A 16,483-nucleotide genomic window follows, 5' to 3' on the forward strand; every position below is an offset into this window, starting at 1 on the left:
TTTAGCCATTTCTTTATAAGGAGATGGCTCTTTTTTTCTTTTCATATCAATAGATGGAATGTTTTTAAATGCTAGTACATACACTTATTTTGGGATAGCAACCTGTTGCACTGGATCGCCCCAAGTTGTTATTGCACATCGCTATCCCATGATTTCATGATAATTTTCATCAAATTGTTCAGTAACGACCTAAAGCTTTCGCAGAAGCTATATAGCAGTTATCTAGTCTTTTATGAACACAGTCTACCTTTGACCATTCATAAATTTCTTCTAGTGCTTTTTCGTATTTTTGCATTTTCTCAAGAATTTCATGGTATTGACCATGCTTTTCAACTACAAAATTACAATCACCCACCGTTAATGCACCGACTTTATCTTTTTCAAACCATTGGCGACTAGCTTCGTGCATAATGTAGCGGAATTGATGTTGATTTTCCGAAATGAACTTCTGTACTGCATCCATTTTTAACACTCCCTTTACTGAACAATATTTATCAAAGATTCTTGAATTGCTTATCTTGTTCTCTGTGCCATTCGGTTCACTTTCGTTCACATGATATTCCAGTAAATCTTCTAATCTATAATATTCTTTGGCTGTTATCTCCACATCTTCCACGACACCACCACAAGATTCAGCAGTATTATCAGCAACGAATTTTAAGGGAAACAATCAAGCAGCTTCTTTGCAGGTAGTAAACTCGTAAGAATTATGTTCTTGTGATTTATCCTTAAATAATCGAGCTAATCCCTGTACATAATACATATTCCCAAGACGAACCCGCCAAGCTTTAACCATTCCTTTACTTCCTTCATTTTCGTTTTTCACATCTAGCTCTCCTTTATTGAATAAAATACTCAAAATGTTCATTAAACCTTAAATAAATATTCCTTATTTTCAATGTATAAATAACCTTTATTTGTAAGATTCGTTACCCTCGAACTTAATCACTTTGCCAGGTGCTGAATAGTATTCATATATTGCTTCTAGATCTAAGTAAACTATTCAACTGTTGCTGTATTCATTGGTTAATCCTCCTTGTAGAGTGCTTGTTCTTTTGTTAAAATTCAGATAATAAATGTAGTATTGTCTATAACCAGATAAATAGAGAAAGGAATTTATTTTATGAATCAATTGATGCCGTTTATCAGCTCTATACCAAGCTTGTAGGGAATGCTATGACATCCCTTGACCTCCCTGCAAGCTTGGGTTTTCTCAAGGGAGCTGATTTACATGAAAAACCGTACAAAACCATTCATTCGCCACCAAAGAGAGCGAATTATTCAAAAAAAATGGTCCATTTTAAAAAATGCTTATTTAAGAGAAGAAGAACATATGCCTGTACGTGGTACCTTAAGTAAAGGAAAGATCCATTGTTCTTGTATGTGGTGCCGATATGAGCAGTATATCGGTATTCCTAAAGTAAGATATAGAGCAAAATTACAAGCAATGAAGGAGGAAATAGACGATTATGTCTAATTCCTCTTTTTTATTCGTTTCTTTTGACGTATTATTGAATACCTTCGATTCCCTTTCGTTACTGCACATAATTTATCGAATAATGCACAAAAGTTCAGTAAATAATGATATAACCGAAGTAAAAACGATATTTTATTTTACAAAATTTTATATTTATGCTATATTTTTATTTTACAATAAGATTCTCCTGGCCAGGGGGAATCTTATTTTTGTTGTCTGCTTTGAACAAATACAAATAAATCCGAATCATTTTCAAGAATGTATTGTTTCATGTTTTTATGATTCTCAATAATTCCAATGATATTTCTTTCATAGTCAAATTTTATTGTATAGGATTCTTCTGCATTTGCAGTGAAAAATAAAATATAAGCATCGGTATTGAAAGCTGAAACATTAGGAATCACTTTCTTTTTCATCACGATTCTATCTAGTATCGTGATGAGCCGCTCTGTTTCCTCTGATTCCAGAGTATACGATTTTTCTCTAGTATCTGAAAACAAAACTCTCTCGATACTAGTCAACTCTATTTCGGATGCCTCATTAAAAAAAATCAGCGGTCTGCTGTAAAACGCTATTAGTAAAATCCCAATGAGTAATCCCAACAGAAACCATATTTTTTTATTGCGAATATCCATCTCCCTCTTTCGCTACAAAATACTACCTTATCTCCCTTTTTAATATATCAAAGTTCAAATTTGGTTATTGGTCTGAACAATTCAGCCTTTTTTATGCAGGACAGTCACCCTTCATTCCATTTTTGTATTTGGATTATGTATCAATTCATCTAATAGCGCAAAAAACAAATCCCTCAATTCTCCATAAATCATGTTCCTTTTATGTCGTTCGGCCTAACCACTTCTTCATAAAAAACTTATTACTTTAAGACGGTCGCAATGATTTCGGGTTCCATTTTTACACAAATTAACCAATTTAATTTAACAAAGATCCAGCTATGCAATGCATATGAAAGGATGATCTTTTAATTTCTTATCCCATTGATTCCAAATTGCATCATAGAGAATTCTGATTTACAAAAAATAATGCGTATGAAAAATAATAATACGTCTATACTATTAAAGATTTCACTTCAAAACCTATGTGACTAGGAGGGTTAACCCGATGAGTGCGATTGATCGTTAACTCAGAAGAACCATCAATACTGAATAATGCTTAAGTACGGTAATCTTAGGGTAACTTAAGATCCATTACGGAAGCGAGGCAGTGTGTCATGGAGGAATTACTGTAAGTGCTAATCAAACCCGGAATGTAAATTCCGGGTTTTCTGCTTTAGTATCACTATAATACCTTTTTCAATGCCTTTAGCAGCATGATTTCAAACTCTTTTCTAATTTTGGAGGATTAAAAATCATGGCTGTTTATGTTTTTTTATGATTAATACTATTTCCGATAATTCAATTATTGTGTAATCCGCTTCAATACTTCCCCCACTGAAAATCTCTTTTCCAAATTCCGATCATTCCACCATTTCGAGCGGCTTTGACATCAGTTTTTGGATGATCTTCAACCAAAACACTTTGATAAGGTAAAACATTTAGTTAGTCTAGGCCTCTTTTAAAATTTTGTGGATCTGGCTTTTTAATACCTTCCCATTCAGACACTAAAATAACATCGAAGTACCTATCAACACCTAATGCCTCTCCTTTCCCATTTGTAATCATTCCTATACTAAAATTATGTCCCTTGAGTTCCTCTAACATATTGATAAGATTAGAATAAGGAATGCAACTATTTTTAAACTCACAAGGCAGTATTCTCAAAGATTGTGGCTATATTAAATCTAATATTTAATGGGATACCTATATTGAACTACCTACACTTATTTTGTAGCGGACATTAAAGTGATCTAAAGCAATATTTCGTATCTCACCTTTCATTTTTCTAATATATGTAATATATTGAGGATAATAACTTAAGGAGTGTGGAAATGTGGAATATTTAAATCACATAATAATAAATTCAGGACACTATAAAAAATCCTTTCCGATAGATGTTAATAATAAATATTTTTTCGCATTAAAGAGAGTTTATAAAGAATCTTTTAATATAGATGGAGTAACATTATTAGATAAATACATAGTCAAAAGCACAAAGGTTGACGGGCACGGTGTGGTAACAACTATCTTTAATTTATATAATATTCCTATTATGACTAGCGCTTTTGTTAGTGAAGAAGGAAGTAAAATTTGGGAAGTTTTGCATTCATCAAGTAATTTACCTGTCGCAACTGACAGCACAAATCCTCCTGAAGTACCCTATATAGCAGACAGGTTAGAAATCGGTTTCGTTTTAAAAGTTGATAGAGTGGAGTGGACTGCTGATTTCTCAAGGTGTTTAGCTTGGATACACTTTTCACCTAATAGTATTTTGTAAGATATCAGATTTACTAGAGAAAAAGATGCATTCCTGTGTAAGAAAAATAATTAGAACCATATGATATTCAAAGCAGAAAACAGCAGAAACAAAAAACAGAGTTAATCCCACGAAGGCAGGGCTAACTCAGTTTTCTTAACTATAAATCCTGGAGTTCATTAACAGTAATAAATGTATAACCCTCATTTGAAAGTTCCTGAAGTATACCTTCAATTGTTTGGAGCGGTTCGCCCGTTTTGTCATACATTGAATGTAGCAAGATAATCGAACCAGGTTCAATATTCTCTGTCACATATTTTACTTTGTCAGAAACCGTTGTGTAAAAAGTATCTGGCTCGAGGTTCCAAGTTATCGTGTCTCTTTTATGTTTATTTAGGTAATACGGCAACCCTATCAGCTTTTTTCCATTAGGTGGTCGAACATCAATTTCACCTTTGTATCCTATATTTCGAATCAATTGATCTGTCTTTTCTATTTCATCTTTGTAGTAAGAGGGTGTTTTGAAAATCATCCGATTATGCGAATAGGTGTGATTCCCAATTTGATGTCCTTCTTCTGCAATTCTTCTTGCCTCCTCTGGATTTTTTTCTATTTCTTCACCTATCAGAAAAAAGGTAGCTTTAGCATTGTGTTCTTCTAACAGCGCCATTATCTGATTTGTGTTATCTGTCGGACCGTCATCAAAAGTTAAAGCAACCACTTTTTGGTTCGTCTCTACTTGTTTGGTTAAGCCGCCAAATAACTGATACGTCCTAGAATTCATTAATTTATAAGTGCCTAATAGTAGAAGGAAAACTAAGAGAATCCCTCCCCCCATCAATACCAACTTCTTTTTCACAGTAATCCTTCTTTCCATACAGGAGTTTTAAATAAATCAAAGAAGTTCAACTCTTTAATCCTCCTTAAAATCATTTTGAAATTAAGGCTATTATAGCATTCCCTATTAAATATTGTTTCTATTGCTATTATCTAGATTATACGCTTATATAGTTCGCAGAACCCACGATCTATACGAAAACAGCCATTCACAAAGATAGTCTTGAAGTAATTCTTCCCTCGTGATTTTAGTAATCTCAAATTCCTCAACCATTTCTTGATAGACTTTATCTTTACAGAGATAACCATAATGATCAAACTCATTATATCTTTTAACATTTTGGTCTCTAGGAATTTTACCCACCAAACTATATAACTTATTATATTGCTTATTAATTTTTTAAAGACTCGTCACTATCCGTCTAAATCAAATAGCGTTGCTTTAATAATTTTTATAAACCTTATTATTTACTTTGGGTGTTTTCTCGAAGATAGTTGTTATTCAACTTACGCCGCAGGTAGTTAAAGTATATTGTTTAACTTGTGTTCAATAATCAGGAAATGAAACCTTTTATTGCGAAATAAGTCAAAGTACACAATGAGGTATTGTGAAAGGGAGTGTTGATCATTGGAATTTCATTAATAATTTTAATGGTTGTTGGCATTATTACATTTTTAACGTTTATCATTCCTGCATTTATAGCTGTTAGAAAGGACAAGAAAGGAAATCCACCACGAAAAATCTCTTATGTAATAGCAGGACTGCTGGTTTTGCACTGGGTATTTTACTTAGTAAGTGGTTACGCTCTGTTACCAAGAAATATTGCGGATGTTGTGTTTATACCTGTATGGTTAGTATTATGCGTCGCAGGTGCAATCACAGCAATCTATGAATTTAAAAACAATAAAGTTTTTGCTATTCCAGTTGCTGGCTTAACCACTATCAGTTTATTACTTTGTATTTTTAGCTATGGAATATCAAAGATGTAAATAATCTTCTAATCAGCAATCGGCTTCGATTTTTTAATAGCAACAATTTGTACGAAAACAGCCTTTACTTTAAAAGATTCAGAATAGTTACTCTAGATAAAGCTTGTAGCGGCGACGCAAGATTTGCAACGAAAGCGTGAGTGAAACGTAGCGGCAGGTGCACGCACGAAACGTAAGACGCAACAAACCGCTCATAGCGAGGGTTGCTGCTTACGATGTACCTGTGGAAAGCGAGTGCCAGAGCGAAAAGCGCATATACTATAATAGAATGGAAATATAACAGTATTGAAATTTTCTCAATGTTAGTTATTTTTAAATATTTCTCGGTATTTATTATGTATAATTAGTAAAAAAGGATCTTTATTGAAACTGGAGGGAAATAATATGCCATTAACAAATAAAAGTTTTTACATTTGGAAGCCAATTTCTACATCACCGCCACCACCGTTTACTCCTGCTGCCCAGTCAGCTACTCATAGGCTTATATTAAAAACAGATTAAGAATCTGCGAAATATAAGCTGTTTCGTAGATTCGAAGGAGTAAACGATGAAATCTAAAATTCAGTTTATATTATCAATGATCATTTTCGGTACTATTGGTTTAGTTGTTCGATTTATTGATCTTTCTTCGAGCGAAAGAGCTTTACTAAGCAGTTTTATAGGATGCTTATTTTTAACATTAATATTCTTTATCATGAAGAAAAAATTTTCATGGAATTTAATAAAATCGAATGCATTATTTTTGTTACTTTCTAGTATTGCATTGGGTGGGAATTGGGTTTTTCTTTACCAATCCTACAACTATACGACAATCGCTAACGCAACACTTGGATATTACTTTGCCCCAGTGTTTGTGATGCTTCTTTCTCCATTTGTACTGAAAGAACCATTATCCTTTAAAAAAGTGGTTTGTATTTTTGTCGCGATTATGGGTCTAGTATTGATTGTGGGAGAAGGTGTGAGTGCATCTAAAACAAATGATATCCTTGGACTTTCTTATGGATTAATTGCGGCTGCTTTTTATGCTGCATTATTGTTGTTAAATAAATTTATTAAAGATATGGGAAAATTAGAGCTGACCATTATTCAACTTGGAACAACTGCTTTACTTCTTATGCCGTTCGTTTTCTCAACTTCTGGTTTCGGTATGTTTGAAGTATCTAGTTCTTCCATTCCTTTTATTTTAATATTAGGGACTGTCAATACGGGGATTGGATTTTGGCTATTCTTTTCTGGTATGGAGAAATTAAAAGGACAAAGTATTGCGATGCTAAGTTATGTAGATCCATTTGTAGCGATATTGATTTCGGCAATTATCCTGCAAGAGCAGATGACATTGCTTCAAATACTTGGTGGTGCATTACTTTTAGCCTCAACATTTGTTAGTGAAATTAAATCAATCAAATTTCCCACACTAGCGATAAAAACACCAACTAAATAACATGATAAACAGTGGGAAGTATTCATTTCCCACTGTTATTATTTGAAGTGATTATTACACTAACCTTACAAACTCCTTTGTTTGAAACAATATACGCTAAAGCGATCGTTTACATCCGACAGTCTGCTTGTGATCCCTAGAGTATATAGCGTTTTAGCCTAATTATTCACAGGTGAAACATTTATAGTTTCCTTAACATTAAAAAAGCGACTGTTCTATTGAACAATCGCACTTGTTATTGGTTAAAGGGTTACTGCTTTTATTTGCAAATCTTTTGGCAAAATTAGATGGTGAAAACGAAACTTTATATTTTCTTGAAGTTCAATCCCATTAGGAACTATTGAATTTCTATACAAACCAATCCATTCACCATATCTTGATACACATTCCATAAATCAGTAACACCACATTTTTTTCGTTTATTGTTATTGTTCTAGCTTGCTCCCTCTATGCTGTTAAATGATGTGAAACTTTTCAAGGTAATACTTTACGATCGCTAAATATTCTCTGAAGTAATACTTTACCCGAAATTCGGAGGGGGTTGCGGCCGATAAGCCTGAAACATTAAGACCTAAATCTTCACCTATGGATTTGGAGCGATATAGATGGAATCGATTTGTTACAACTACAACTGTGGAATCTTCGTCTATAAAATCCATTGAATACTTGAAGTTTTGAATAGTACGAGTGGATTTGGATTCGGTTATAATACGTTGTTCATCAATGCCTAATTGCATTAACGATTCTTTGATCACTGAGGCCTCTGGAACAATCTCGTCCACCCCTTGGCCACCAGAAGCAATCGCTATTGTATCTGGGTTTTCTTTCAAATATGTAGCTGCAGTCTTAATGCGCTCAAATAATAAACTTGAAGGTTTGTCACCGTCTAGGCGTGTACCTAAGACAATGAGATAATCCGCATTTTCGATAGCAGTATCTTTGCCCTCAACTACGATAAGTAAGTGTAGGCAAAGGAAAAAAGCTGTAATTAACGACAGCAAAACAATGATGGGTTTGAGTAGCTTATTCATTGTGCCTCCCTTATAAGCAGTAATGATTGACATTATATATATAAACGATGGTCTATTTCAATATGTAAAATGTAAAGTATGTGAACAATTATATTAGTTTGTTAGAAATTGGAGGCATATCAGGGATTTCGCTTACCGAGGTTGAATGATTTTGATGAAATAAGATAATTTCAAATGTGTGGTTTTCTAATAACAGTTATCATCAGTGTGTGTACTTTTTGGTTCTGCCATTCAGACTATGAGAAGATACTAAAAAGTAGTGTCAAAATATTGCTGTTCCCAAGGTTGCGATTAAAAATACGTAATAAATGATTCAAAAGCACACAAGTAAAGTCTACCAAACATTTTTCACTAGGTTTAATTCATGATCTATTTCACCATTAAATAAGAAAAGCTACCTTTGACTCCGGCAGCTTGACCTGAAACTCTTGCCCTTATTATTTAAATTCCATCTATGTTCAAACGTATGTTTTTCATACTTATCACCACTCGTTATTTTTATCTTCTAGGTGTCCCCCCCATTACTAATAATCCTTTACCAAAATACTATTAAAAAATAAAAGAGAATCTATATCTAACATTATAGGGCTTTGTTGAACATTTAAATCTTTATCACTTATTACGGGGGCTGTGATTGATCCATCGATTAAATTGTTCTTTTGTATTCTTTCATCGCTTTTTCTACAGCACCTAATTCCTCACGAATAGGGTGCTGGTGTATGCCTGATTTAGCAAGTATAACAATTACGTGTTCGAAGACCTCAAGAGGTTGCTTCTCCGTATTTTTATATAGCGCTGCTAATTCATCATGTAGATTATTATTATATTGTTGTTCTTGTCGTGCATAAGGTGAAAGCCCATTTATAAATCTTTTTGAAGCTGTAGATTGTGCAAGGTGCTGCCCCATTTGCTGCCATTTCGTTTCTTTAATGTGCTGTTTTCGCTGAAGCTGTGTCTGCATTTTACGAATAAGTTGCTGAATTGCCGTTACAACATCGGCATATTCCTTTTTAGCAAGTGTTTTCTTGATAAATGTAGATAAATGTGTCCCCTGCGAAACGCCTGCAAATGCACCTAAAGCCGGACCGACAATGCCCCCAGCTGGACCAAATAAAGCGACACCCCCTACACCAAAGACGACTTTGCCTACTCCACCTAACGCAACACGCGAAACGACGTCACTAGTGACATTTCGCATAGCAGATGTTAATGAAATACCGTCTGTCCGTACACGTTTCACATTATAATAAGAGCTAACAGCAACCGTAATCCACGGGAGTTCAAAATCGAGTAAATCTTCAGCATGTTTTAATGTTTGTGTTGTTTGCAAGAGTACTTGCTCATGTGTCACCGATGTTGAATAAACAAGGGGATTATCTGCAAATGTTGCAGCTAATTCTGCATTAACATAGACTGGGATATCAGGGTATGTATCAAAATGTTTATGTACACCTTGTGCTGATGTTAAGCACTTCACTTGAAATGGCTCACCATCTATTAGAAGGTCCCACCCCGCTTGATTAGATGTTTCCGGAAATTGAACATCGTGGCCAAGACCTTGTAATTCTGCTGCCATCATTTGCTCTGCAACATATCCTTGTAACTGTGCAATATCCCCAGTAACTGATGAGATATCGATGTTTTCAGCAAACTGTTGTAATTGAAATAAACTTGATAAATCTTCTGTTCTAGCAAAATCCATACCTTTCACAACAAGTGGGTTAATCATTATATAATCATATAAAAATTCACCAGCACTAATCGTCGAAATTGCCATTGTCTGCTTCAAGTCTGTTGCAGGACCGAACAACATGCTAGCTGTTTTCTTTACAGGTTGTTCCCTCATACAAGCAAGTGCTTCTTCATATTGTTGATTGCGCCAGTAAGTCCAAAATTGTTCGTTTGTAATCATCAATTCACCTCAAACAAGATGTGCTAAACCATAGCATTGCTCTTGTAATTTTATTAATTGGTCTTTAGAAAGTGTTAATTGCTTTTTATGTCTATCTATTTCATTTTGCGTCCCTGTACATAGAGTAGTTAGTAGCTTAACTTGCGATCGCTGATTTTTTGAAACAATTTCACTTGTTTGAATATTTTTGCGTTCTGTTTGTAGCACTGAACAATTAGTTAATGCCAAAAACTCGCTCACTAGTTGTTTTTTTATATCAGTTATTTCTTGTTGAATTTTCTTTGTTTGACTAGTTAATTTTGTGTTATCTAATGTGGCATTAATCGTATTCCAGAACCCATGTTGTTCTTTATTTTTTTGGATTTGTTGTTGTAGTTGATGAACCGCTTCATTTTTGTCCTCAATTTGATTCACTAACGTTTGAAAATAATCAGACCGTTCATATTCTGGTATAGTAAAAACAGCTTCAGAAATAAGCTTTTTTTGTTCATTTATATTTTCTCGCATTTCATTTTCTATATACAAACTTTTGGCTTTCATTACTTGATGATCTGCTAATGTATGTTCCAAAAGAGCAACTTCTTGTTCCAAATTTGCTTGATCTTCAAGTAACAACTTTTGTTGTTTACTATGTAGTTGCCATTCCTGAATAAATGAATCGTAACTTACCTTTTTTTCAAATTGTTGGATACTCATTGGTAAAATGAGCTGCAAAATGCCAATTGGCAGCAACTTATTTTTCAGGTTTTTATTTTGCCGCGATAGTAATAACCCACCACCGCCAAGTACAAGTGGAATCAGGAACAATGGATTCACAATGATTGATAACAAAGATGTAGCAAATGTATACACGCCAAATGGAAGTGTCACACCAAGAAATGCCATCGTAGCCGCAATGGCAGATGTTAATGTTGTATACGCTGCAAAGCCTGCAATTTCCACAATGATGGAAAGGACTACAACAGACCCCTGCGATAATAGTGCCTGACGTAAAGTTTCATTTGTAATATCATCAATATTTAGTTTCTTTTTAAATTCAGCTTGTTTCTGCGTCGGCATTTCGTTGAGAAACGCCTCAATTTGATGAAGGAATGCAAGTGAGTCCTTCTCGTCTAATTCTCGAAACTTTGCATCAAAGGTTGAAAAGACTTTTTGCATTTGGTATTGCACCATCAGCTGATAGATTTCACGATCCTTGGTTGATTCTACAAATAGTTTATAGTTCTTATCTTCTTTCATCATAAGTTGATGTGTTTCTTGCATAATCAGTTCGCCTTGCGCCTCTATTTCCAATGGTAAATCATAATGCGTACCCTTAATTTGTAGCATTCGCGTAAGCTCTGTGAATAACATTAATTGCACTTGTTCATCGGTATATTGGTTTAAAAGTTCTACCTCTTTTTTTAATGCTTCCGTAAAATGATCTGTATCTTTCGTGAAAATATCTTTTGTTTTAGCAGTGATCATGCTAATAATATTTGTCTTGCAAAGAAGCGAGTAGATCATACGTAGTTCTTCGCCTTGCGCTTGCATAATGCCTTGTGTTAATTTTTGACCGTTCATTTAAATACCCGCCTTAATGTATAATAAATAATTCCAAATTCATTATATCCCAAAATACAATATTAGGGGCTTTATCCAAGCGATTCAAATTAAAATCTATTCTTCATTTGTCATTTGATTAGAAGTTTTAATTTGTCTAATAAAAATACAGAGTAAGCATTTACACCATCTGCCTATATCATTGAAGTAACTGCTGCATCGTAATTTGAAGAACAACCATCTTCAGAAAAACAGCCTAAAACACAGTATGGGCACCCTTTCGATTTGATTTCAAGCTTACCTTCTTTTTACACCCCGCTTCGAAAGTAGACAACTTCTCACGTTTTACTAAAATATTACTCCTTTTCCACACTTAATCATAATTATGCTACAATTAAATTAATATAGTAGCAGCTAGGTTTTATGTCTGAGAATTAGTTGTTGAAATATTATTATATTCATGAAAAAGGGATTTACAGCGAACCATGTTTTTGACTTAAAAACTATGTAAGAACATGGGACGGAAGCGTCCGCCTGTAGTGGCATATGCTGTCACGTACAGACTTTGGTGTAGAGCCTAAAAAGGAGAGATTCTATTATTTATGTTTAAAAAATTTTTCGGTAAGTGCCTAGCAACTTTCTTAGTTTTACTTTTACTTATCCCTGTTTTTACAAATCAAAAGGCTACAGCTAATTCACTACAAAAAAATGAAATGCGTGCAGCCTGGATTTCATCGGTCTCTAATATTGATATGAAGGCAGGTATGAATCAAGCCCAATATACGCAATGGGCTCAAAGTACTTTAGACAAATTAAAAGCCGCTAACTTTAATACAATTATTTTCCAAGTTAAGCCATTAAATGATGCACTGTACCCGTCTAAGCTTGCTCCATGGTCATCGTATATAACGGGCAAAAAACAAGGAACAAACCCAGGTTTTGATCCTTTGCAAATCATGCTGGACGAAGCACATAAGCGAGGATTAGAACTTCATGCATGGGTAAATCCATATAGAGTCACTATGCCTTCGCACGCGTTGTCTGATCTAGCTGCAGATAATGTGGCTCGTAAAAATCCTAGCTGGATAGTGAAATACGGTAAACAATACTATTTAAATCCTGGTTTACCAGAAGTTCAAAATTACTTAATATCAACTATAGAGGAATTAGTCAGCAACTATGATATCGACGCTGTACATATGGATGATTATTTCTATCCTTATAAAATTAAAGGTGAGACTTTTCCAGATCAACAAACTTTTAAAAAGTATGGTAGCTCTTTCAAAAAAATTGAAGACTGGCGCCGAGATAATGTTAATCAATTAGTAAAAAAAGTATATGAAAGCATTAAAGCAACTAAACCTCATGTTCAATATGGAATATCTCCGTTTGGCATTTGGCGAAACAAAGCGCAAGATTCCACTGGTAGTAACACAAATGGAATGAGTAACTACGATGATATCTATGCTGATACAAGACAATGGATTAAAGATGGCAGTATCGATTACATTACGCCTCAAATCTATTGGTCTAGAAGTCATAAAGTAGCAAATTACTCTGTTTTATTAGATTGGTGGGGAAAAGAAATTGAAACGTACGCAAAATCCCACCCTGTCAATCTCTATATTGGCATGGCCGATTATAAAGTTGGAAATGATTCTGATACTGCATGGAAAAATAAGATGGAGCTTACCAACCAAGTAATCGCCAACAGAGCTAATAAAAATGCCCAAGGACAAATGCATTTTTCTCTAAGAAGCATTAACAATAACGCGCTTGGATATTCTTCTTATCTAAATCAGCAACTTTACAATTATAAAGCTTTAACACCTTCAACTTTTTGGAAAGACTCTACAGTACCAATGTATCCAACCGATGTTACATTGAGTAAAGAGTCTTCTGGCATGAAGCTTACTATTACGGATAAAAATAGTACTCAACCAAGGAAATATGTAATATACCGATTTGATGGAGTAAAAGAAGGATCTTATGAAGATGTTAAAAAGATAGTAGATGTGGTTTATAATACAAATGGGAATACTGTTTATGTAGATACTACTGCAAACAAGAATAAAGTGTACACATATGGTATAAAATCACTATCTGCTACAGGTGTAGAAAGTAAAACTGCTTTTGTTCTAACAGATGGGAAACCTACATTACCAACACTTGAAGAGGAAATGTAACTAGAAAAAAGTAAATCCAAAGCCTATTATTACATTCAACGATGTCTCCACAACCGACTTGATTGAAGACATTGCAGAACACACAAAGGCTACAAACATAATGGCAACTCGTATTATATAGGAACAAGAAGCCCGCATTTTGAAATGCGGGTTTCTTGTTCCTAATATCTGTAAAAAAATATCGTAAAACCCGCTATTAGCTGGAATGATAGATTACTTGCACAACACCAGAAGAGAACGTTCTTGTATTAACCATTTTCAAATTCAACCTTTGTTTTATATCAATAAACATCGGTTTTCCTTCTCCCAAAATAACAGGGTGAATAGATAATCTAAATTCATCAACTAGCCCTAAATTTATAAAAGTTGTAATGAGACTTGCTCCGCCATATAACCAAATATCTTTACCAGGCTTATTCTTCAATTTAGTTACTTCTTCAAGAATATTTTCATTTATAAATACTGCTCGATTATCATCGCCCGTTTTTATTCTTGAAAACACATACTTCTCTTTACTATGAACCAATTCCCAAATTTCTTTTTCACTATCAGAGTCTTCAGTTTGTGGAATATATTGTCCCCACAAATCGTAGCTTTTTCTACCATAAAAAATAGTGTCGACTTGATTCAAGAAATTAGTAAACCCCATATCAGGGTCCATAATGCACCAATCCACTTCTCCATTTTCCCCTTCAATAAAACCATCTAAAGTAACTGCTAAATCTAATATTATTCTTCTTTCTTTTACGCTATTTGACATAACTCTTTCTCCTTATCATATCCCATTATTTAGTTTTCACAATACGCCCCTGTTTAAAGCTGTCAACAATCTATGCCTCCAGTAACAGAGCATAATCTAAGTACCCGAAATAGAACACTAGTTCTAAATTTGATTATAACAATCATTCGAGGAGGCATCAAATATCCACGTTTGTCTTTAATAGAGCAAAATAAAAATGCAGCCATTACACACATTTTGCGATGCGGAATGGCTGCACTTTTATTTAGATTTATTGATAAAATGGCACAACATCATATCCGCTCTGCTCTAAATGATAACGGATATTTTTATCGACTGTGAAATGACCTGCTCCTACGACAACGAAGTATTCGCCTTCTTCATCTTCTAATAATGAAACAATTTTCTTTGCCATTTGTTCATCTCGTAAACCAAAGAGCATTTCATTAAATTCAGAATCTTCCCCTTCCGTCTTTTTGAAACTCTCAGTAAATGCTAAAATCTCGCCCTTTTTCCAACTACTAAACCAATTCTGCATTATATCTTTTCCATTTTCTGCAGATGGCTCTAAAATGCTATCAACCGTAGCTACTAAAGACTGTTCTTGCGCTTCAGGAGATAAACCATCAAACATATCCGTTTGTGCTTTTATTCCCTCTAATTCAATGATTGGCTTTTCTTGAAGCAATGCACTTGATAAAAAATACATATCAATACCATGCATCGTCATTTCCTCCCTAGACAGCCCAAAAGAATCGTCCGATCCTAGCAATGATAAAGTACTAGATAACGCCCAAGGTTTTTGTAGTACTAATTGTTCCATCGGTAGCTGGTACTGTTGTGCAACCTTTTCAACCTTTGTATAGGTATCTGCGCTAACATTTTCACGAAGTGTTGTTCCATCTGTATACATCGCTTTACCTGCAAGATATTCAAGTTCTTTTTGATTAAAGAGATTCACTTCTACTAATAGCGCATCCGATTCGTCAAATGCTGTTAATAATTTTTTATTGAATGGGTAAAGGTCAGGTGTTCCTACATGGATTGACCCTAATAAGTATACCTTTGTGTCTTCATCTTCTACTACCCAAGCTACACCTTTAGAACCTTGTTGTGCTTGGTTATATGTATCCTTCACTAATCGAGTTGCTAATACGACTGCTTGTTGTGTAGTTGCCTTCTCTTTTAATCCTAATCCGTTACTAATATTTCGTTTTGTCATATACGCTACTGCATCTTTGCCAACAGGTAAATCATAGCGTGCTACAATGTTAAACAGTCGATTGATAATATCGCCTCTAGTAGTGTCCTCTTTATAGCTTACTGGGCTGTATTGTTTTTTTTCAGAAAGTTGTAATGCTGCTATTTTCTTCTCTGTTAATGCTACTAGTTCATTTACTCTTTCAATCGACACTTCACTCGTAAATCCTTCATAATACCATTGTACTGGGAAAATACCGTACTTTTCACCCTCATTTAACGCCTCTATTGCCCAACCGCTAATATCTGGTTTACGTTCTTCTGCTTGGATTACAGGAATAACCGTTGACAGCATCAGCATTATCCCAAGCATTGTGGCAATCATATGCCTACCTATTCTTTTCATCATTCATTCCCCTTTCGATTATTTGTTACGAATTATTGCGATACAGATTTCGGTACTTCACCTCCCAATAACAACAACTATATTTTTCTTTAATAGGAATATAGTACCTAACATTATAGTACATCAAACATCCCCATAGATAAACAGGAACTTTTCTGAATGTCTCACCATTCCCCCAAGATAGTTTTATTTAAAAATGTCCATCGCTCAACCGTAACACTCTTTTCTCCATCAAAAAAGCCACCTCAAAATAATTTTGAACTGCTCCCTGTCAAGTAGACAGTGGAAATAATAAAAATACTTTAAGCGGCTTGAACCCTGTATTCTAGAGGGCTTAAGCCGTTTAATTTTT

15 protein-coding genes are annotated in these 16,483 nt (G+C 34.4%); 5 read left to right on the forward strand and 10 right to left on the reverse strand.

The window, feature by feature from the left end; all coding sequences use genetic code 11:
- Positions 1-178: 178 nt before the first annotated feature.
- Positions 179-670: a hypothetical protein gene (locus ACIQZG_RS11655; RefSeq protein ID WP_402755353.1), complete on the reverse strand. Its 492-nt coding sequence runs from the start codon at positions 668-670 to the stop codon at positions 179-181.
- On the reverse strand, positions 671-826 hold the full coding sequence (locus tag ACIQZG_RS11660) for a hypothetical protein (protein WP_402755354.1): 156 nt from the start codon (positions 824-826) through the stop codon (positions 671-673).
- 405 nt (positions 827-1,231) lie between these two features.
- Between ACIQZG_RS11660 and ACIQZG_RS11665 the strand changes: the two genes are divergently transcribed.
- Positions 1,232-1,477 (forward strand): hypothetical protein, encoded by a 246-nt coding sequence (locus ACIQZG_RS11665; protein ID WP_402755355.1) that lies wholly within the window; start codon positions 1,232-1,234, stop codon positions 1,475-1,477.
- A 203-nt stretch (positions 1,478-1,680) separates the two neighbouring features.
- On the opposite strand, the gene ACIQZG_RS11670 is transcribed toward ACIQZG_RS11665, so the two are convergent.
- Both ACIQZG_RS11670 and ACIQZG_RS11675 read right to left on the reverse strand, forming a co-directional pair.
- Positions 1,681-2,112, reverse strand: a complete 432-nt coding sequence (locus ACIQZG_RS11670) for a hypothetical protein (protein WP_402755356.1) — start codon at positions 2,110-2,112, stop codon at positions 1,681-1,683.
- Between the two features lie 921 nt (positions 2,113-3,033).
- The gene (locus tag ACIQZG_RS11675; protein ID WP_402755357.1) at positions 3,034-3,195 is read right to left on the reverse strand and encodes an HAD family hydrolase; all 162 of its coding nucleotides are present in this window, start codon (positions 3,193-3,195) and stop codon (positions 3,034-3,036) included.
- Positions 3,196-3,424: 229 nt separating this feature from the next.
- Here ACIQZG_RS11675 and ACIQZG_RS11680 point away from each other — a divergent pair, with 229 nt between their 5' ends.
- Entirely contained in the window at positions 3,425-3,868 is a 444-nt protein-coding gene (locus ACIQZG_RS11680) for a hypothetical protein (protein WP_402755358.1), read from the forward strand.
- A 139-nt stretch (positions 3,869-4,007) separates the two neighbouring features.
- On the opposite strand, the gene ACIQZG_RS11685 is transcribed toward ACIQZG_RS11680, so the two are convergent.
- Entirely contained in the window at positions 4,008-4,706 is a 699-nt protein-coding gene (locus ACIQZG_RS11685; protein WP_402755359.1) for a polysaccharide deacetylase family protein, read from the reverse strand.
- Positions 4,707-5,305: 599 nt separating this feature from the next.
- Here ACIQZG_RS11685 and ACIQZG_RS11690 point away from each other — a divergent pair.
- Complete coding sequence (locus tag ACIQZG_RS11690; protein ID WP_402755360.1) at positions 5,306-5,674, forward strand: hypothetical protein; 369 nt, start codon at positions 5,306-5,308, stop codon at positions 5,672-5,674.
- 547 nt (positions 5,675-6,221) lie between these two features.
- Positions 6,222-7,115 (forward strand): DMT family transporter, encoded by an 894-nt coding sequence (locus ACIQZG_RS11695; RefSeq protein ID WP_402755361.1) that lies wholly within the window; start codon positions 6,222-6,224, stop codon positions 7,113-7,115.
- A 455-nt stretch (positions 7,116-7,570) separates the two neighbouring features.
- On the opposite strand, the gene ACIQZG_RS11700 is transcribed toward ACIQZG_RS11695, so the two are convergent.
- The 3 genes from ACIQZG_RS11700 to ACIQZG_RS11710 form a co-directional block, all read right to left on the reverse strand.
- Entirely contained in the window at positions 7,571-8,146 is a 576-nt protein-coding gene (locus ACIQZG_RS11700; protein WP_402755362.1) for a YdcF family protein, read from the reverse strand.
- A gap of 646 nt (positions 8,147-8,792) precedes the next feature.
- Positions 8,793-10,058 carry a hypothetical protein gene (locus ACIQZG_RS11705; RefSeq protein WP_402755363.1) on the reverse strand — a complete coding sequence of 422 codons (1,266 nt, stop codon included), beginning with the start codon at positions 10,056-10,058 and terminating at the stop codon, positions 8,793-8,795.
- 9 nt (positions 10,059-10,067) lie between these two features.
- Positions 10,068-11,621, reverse strand: a complete 1,554-nt coding sequence (locus ACIQZG_RS11710; protein ID WP_402755364.1) for a hypothetical protein — start codon at positions 11,619-11,621, stop codon at positions 10,068-10,070.
- A gap of 581 nt (positions 11,622-12,202) precedes the next feature.
- Here ACIQZG_RS11710 and ACIQZG_RS11715 point away from each other — a divergent pair.
- On the forward strand, positions 12,203-13,786 hold the full coding sequence (locus tag ACIQZG_RS11715; RefSeq protein WP_402755365.1) for a glycoside hydrolase family 10-like protein: 1,584 nt from the start codon (positions 12,203-12,205) through the stop codon (positions 13,784-13,786).
- Between the two features lie 196 nt (positions 13,787-13,982).
- Here ACIQZG_RS11715 and ACIQZG_RS11720 read toward each other — a convergent pair whose 3' ends face one another.
- Together ACIQZG_RS11720 and ACIQZG_RS11725 are read right to left on the reverse strand one after the other, a co-directional pair.
- Positions 13,983-14,546: a dihydrofolate reductase family protein gene (locus ACIQZG_RS11720; protein ID WP_402755366.1), complete on the reverse strand. Its 564-nt coding sequence runs from the start codon at positions 14,544-14,546 to the stop codon at positions 13,983-13,985.
- Between the two features lie 250 nt (positions 14,547-14,796).
- On the reverse strand, positions 14,797-16,131 hold the full coding sequence (locus ACIQZG_RS11725) for a TraB/GumN family protein (protein WP_402755367.1): 1,335 nt from the start codon (positions 16,129-16,131) through the stop codon (positions 14,797-14,799).
- Between the last annotated feature and the right edge of the window lie 352 nt (positions 16,132-16,483).

This window comes from Lysinibacillus sp. NPDC096418 (genome assembly GCF_044762775.1).
Lineage (GTDB): Bacteria > Bacillota > Bacilli > Bacillales_A > Planococcaceae > Lysinibacillus.

Excerpts from the sequence above, each read along its gene's own strand:
- ACIQZG_RS11665 (WP_402755355.1), top strand. The coding sequence starts at position 1,232 with ATGAAAAACCGTACAAAACCATTCATTCGCCACCAAAGAGAGCGAATT.
- ACIQZG_RS11670 (WP_402755356.1), bottom strand. The coding sequence starts at position 2,112 with ATGGATATTCGCAATAAAAAAATATGGTTTCTGTTGGGATTACTCATT.
- ACIQZG_RS11675 (WP_402755357.1), bottom strand. The coding sequence starts at position 3,195 with ATGTTAGAGGAACTCAAGGGACATAATTTTAGTATAGGAATGATTACA.
- ACIQZG_RS11695 (WP_402755361.1), top strand. The coding sequence starts at position 6,222 with ATGAAATCTAAAATTCAGTTTATATTATCAATGATCATTTTCGGTACT.
- ACIQZG_RS11700 (WP_402755362.1), bottom strand. The coding sequence starts at position 8,146 with ATGAATAAGCTACTCAAACCCATCATTGTTTTGCTGTCGTTAATTACA.
- ACIQZG_RS11705 (WP_402755363.1), bottom strand. The coding sequence starts at position 10,058 with ATGATTACAAACGAACAATTTTGGACTTACTGGCGCAATCAACAATAT.
- ACIQZG_RS11710 (WP_402755364.1), bottom strand. The coding sequence starts at position 11,621 with ATGAACGGTCAAAAATTAACACAAGGCATTATGCAAGCGCAAGGCGAA.
- ACIQZG_RS11715 (WP_402755365.1), top strand. The coding sequence starts at position 12,203 with ATGTTTAAAAAATTTTTCGGTAAGTGCCTAGCAACTTTCTTAGTTTTA.
- ACIQZG_RS11720 (WP_402755366.1), bottom strand. The coding sequence starts at position 14,546 with ATGTCAAATAGCGTAAAAGAAAGAAGAATAATATTAGATTTAGCAGTT.
- ACIQZG_RS11725 (WP_402755367.1), bottom strand. The coding sequence starts at position 16,131 with ATGAAAAGAATAGGTAGGCATATGATTGCCACAATGCTTGGGATAATG.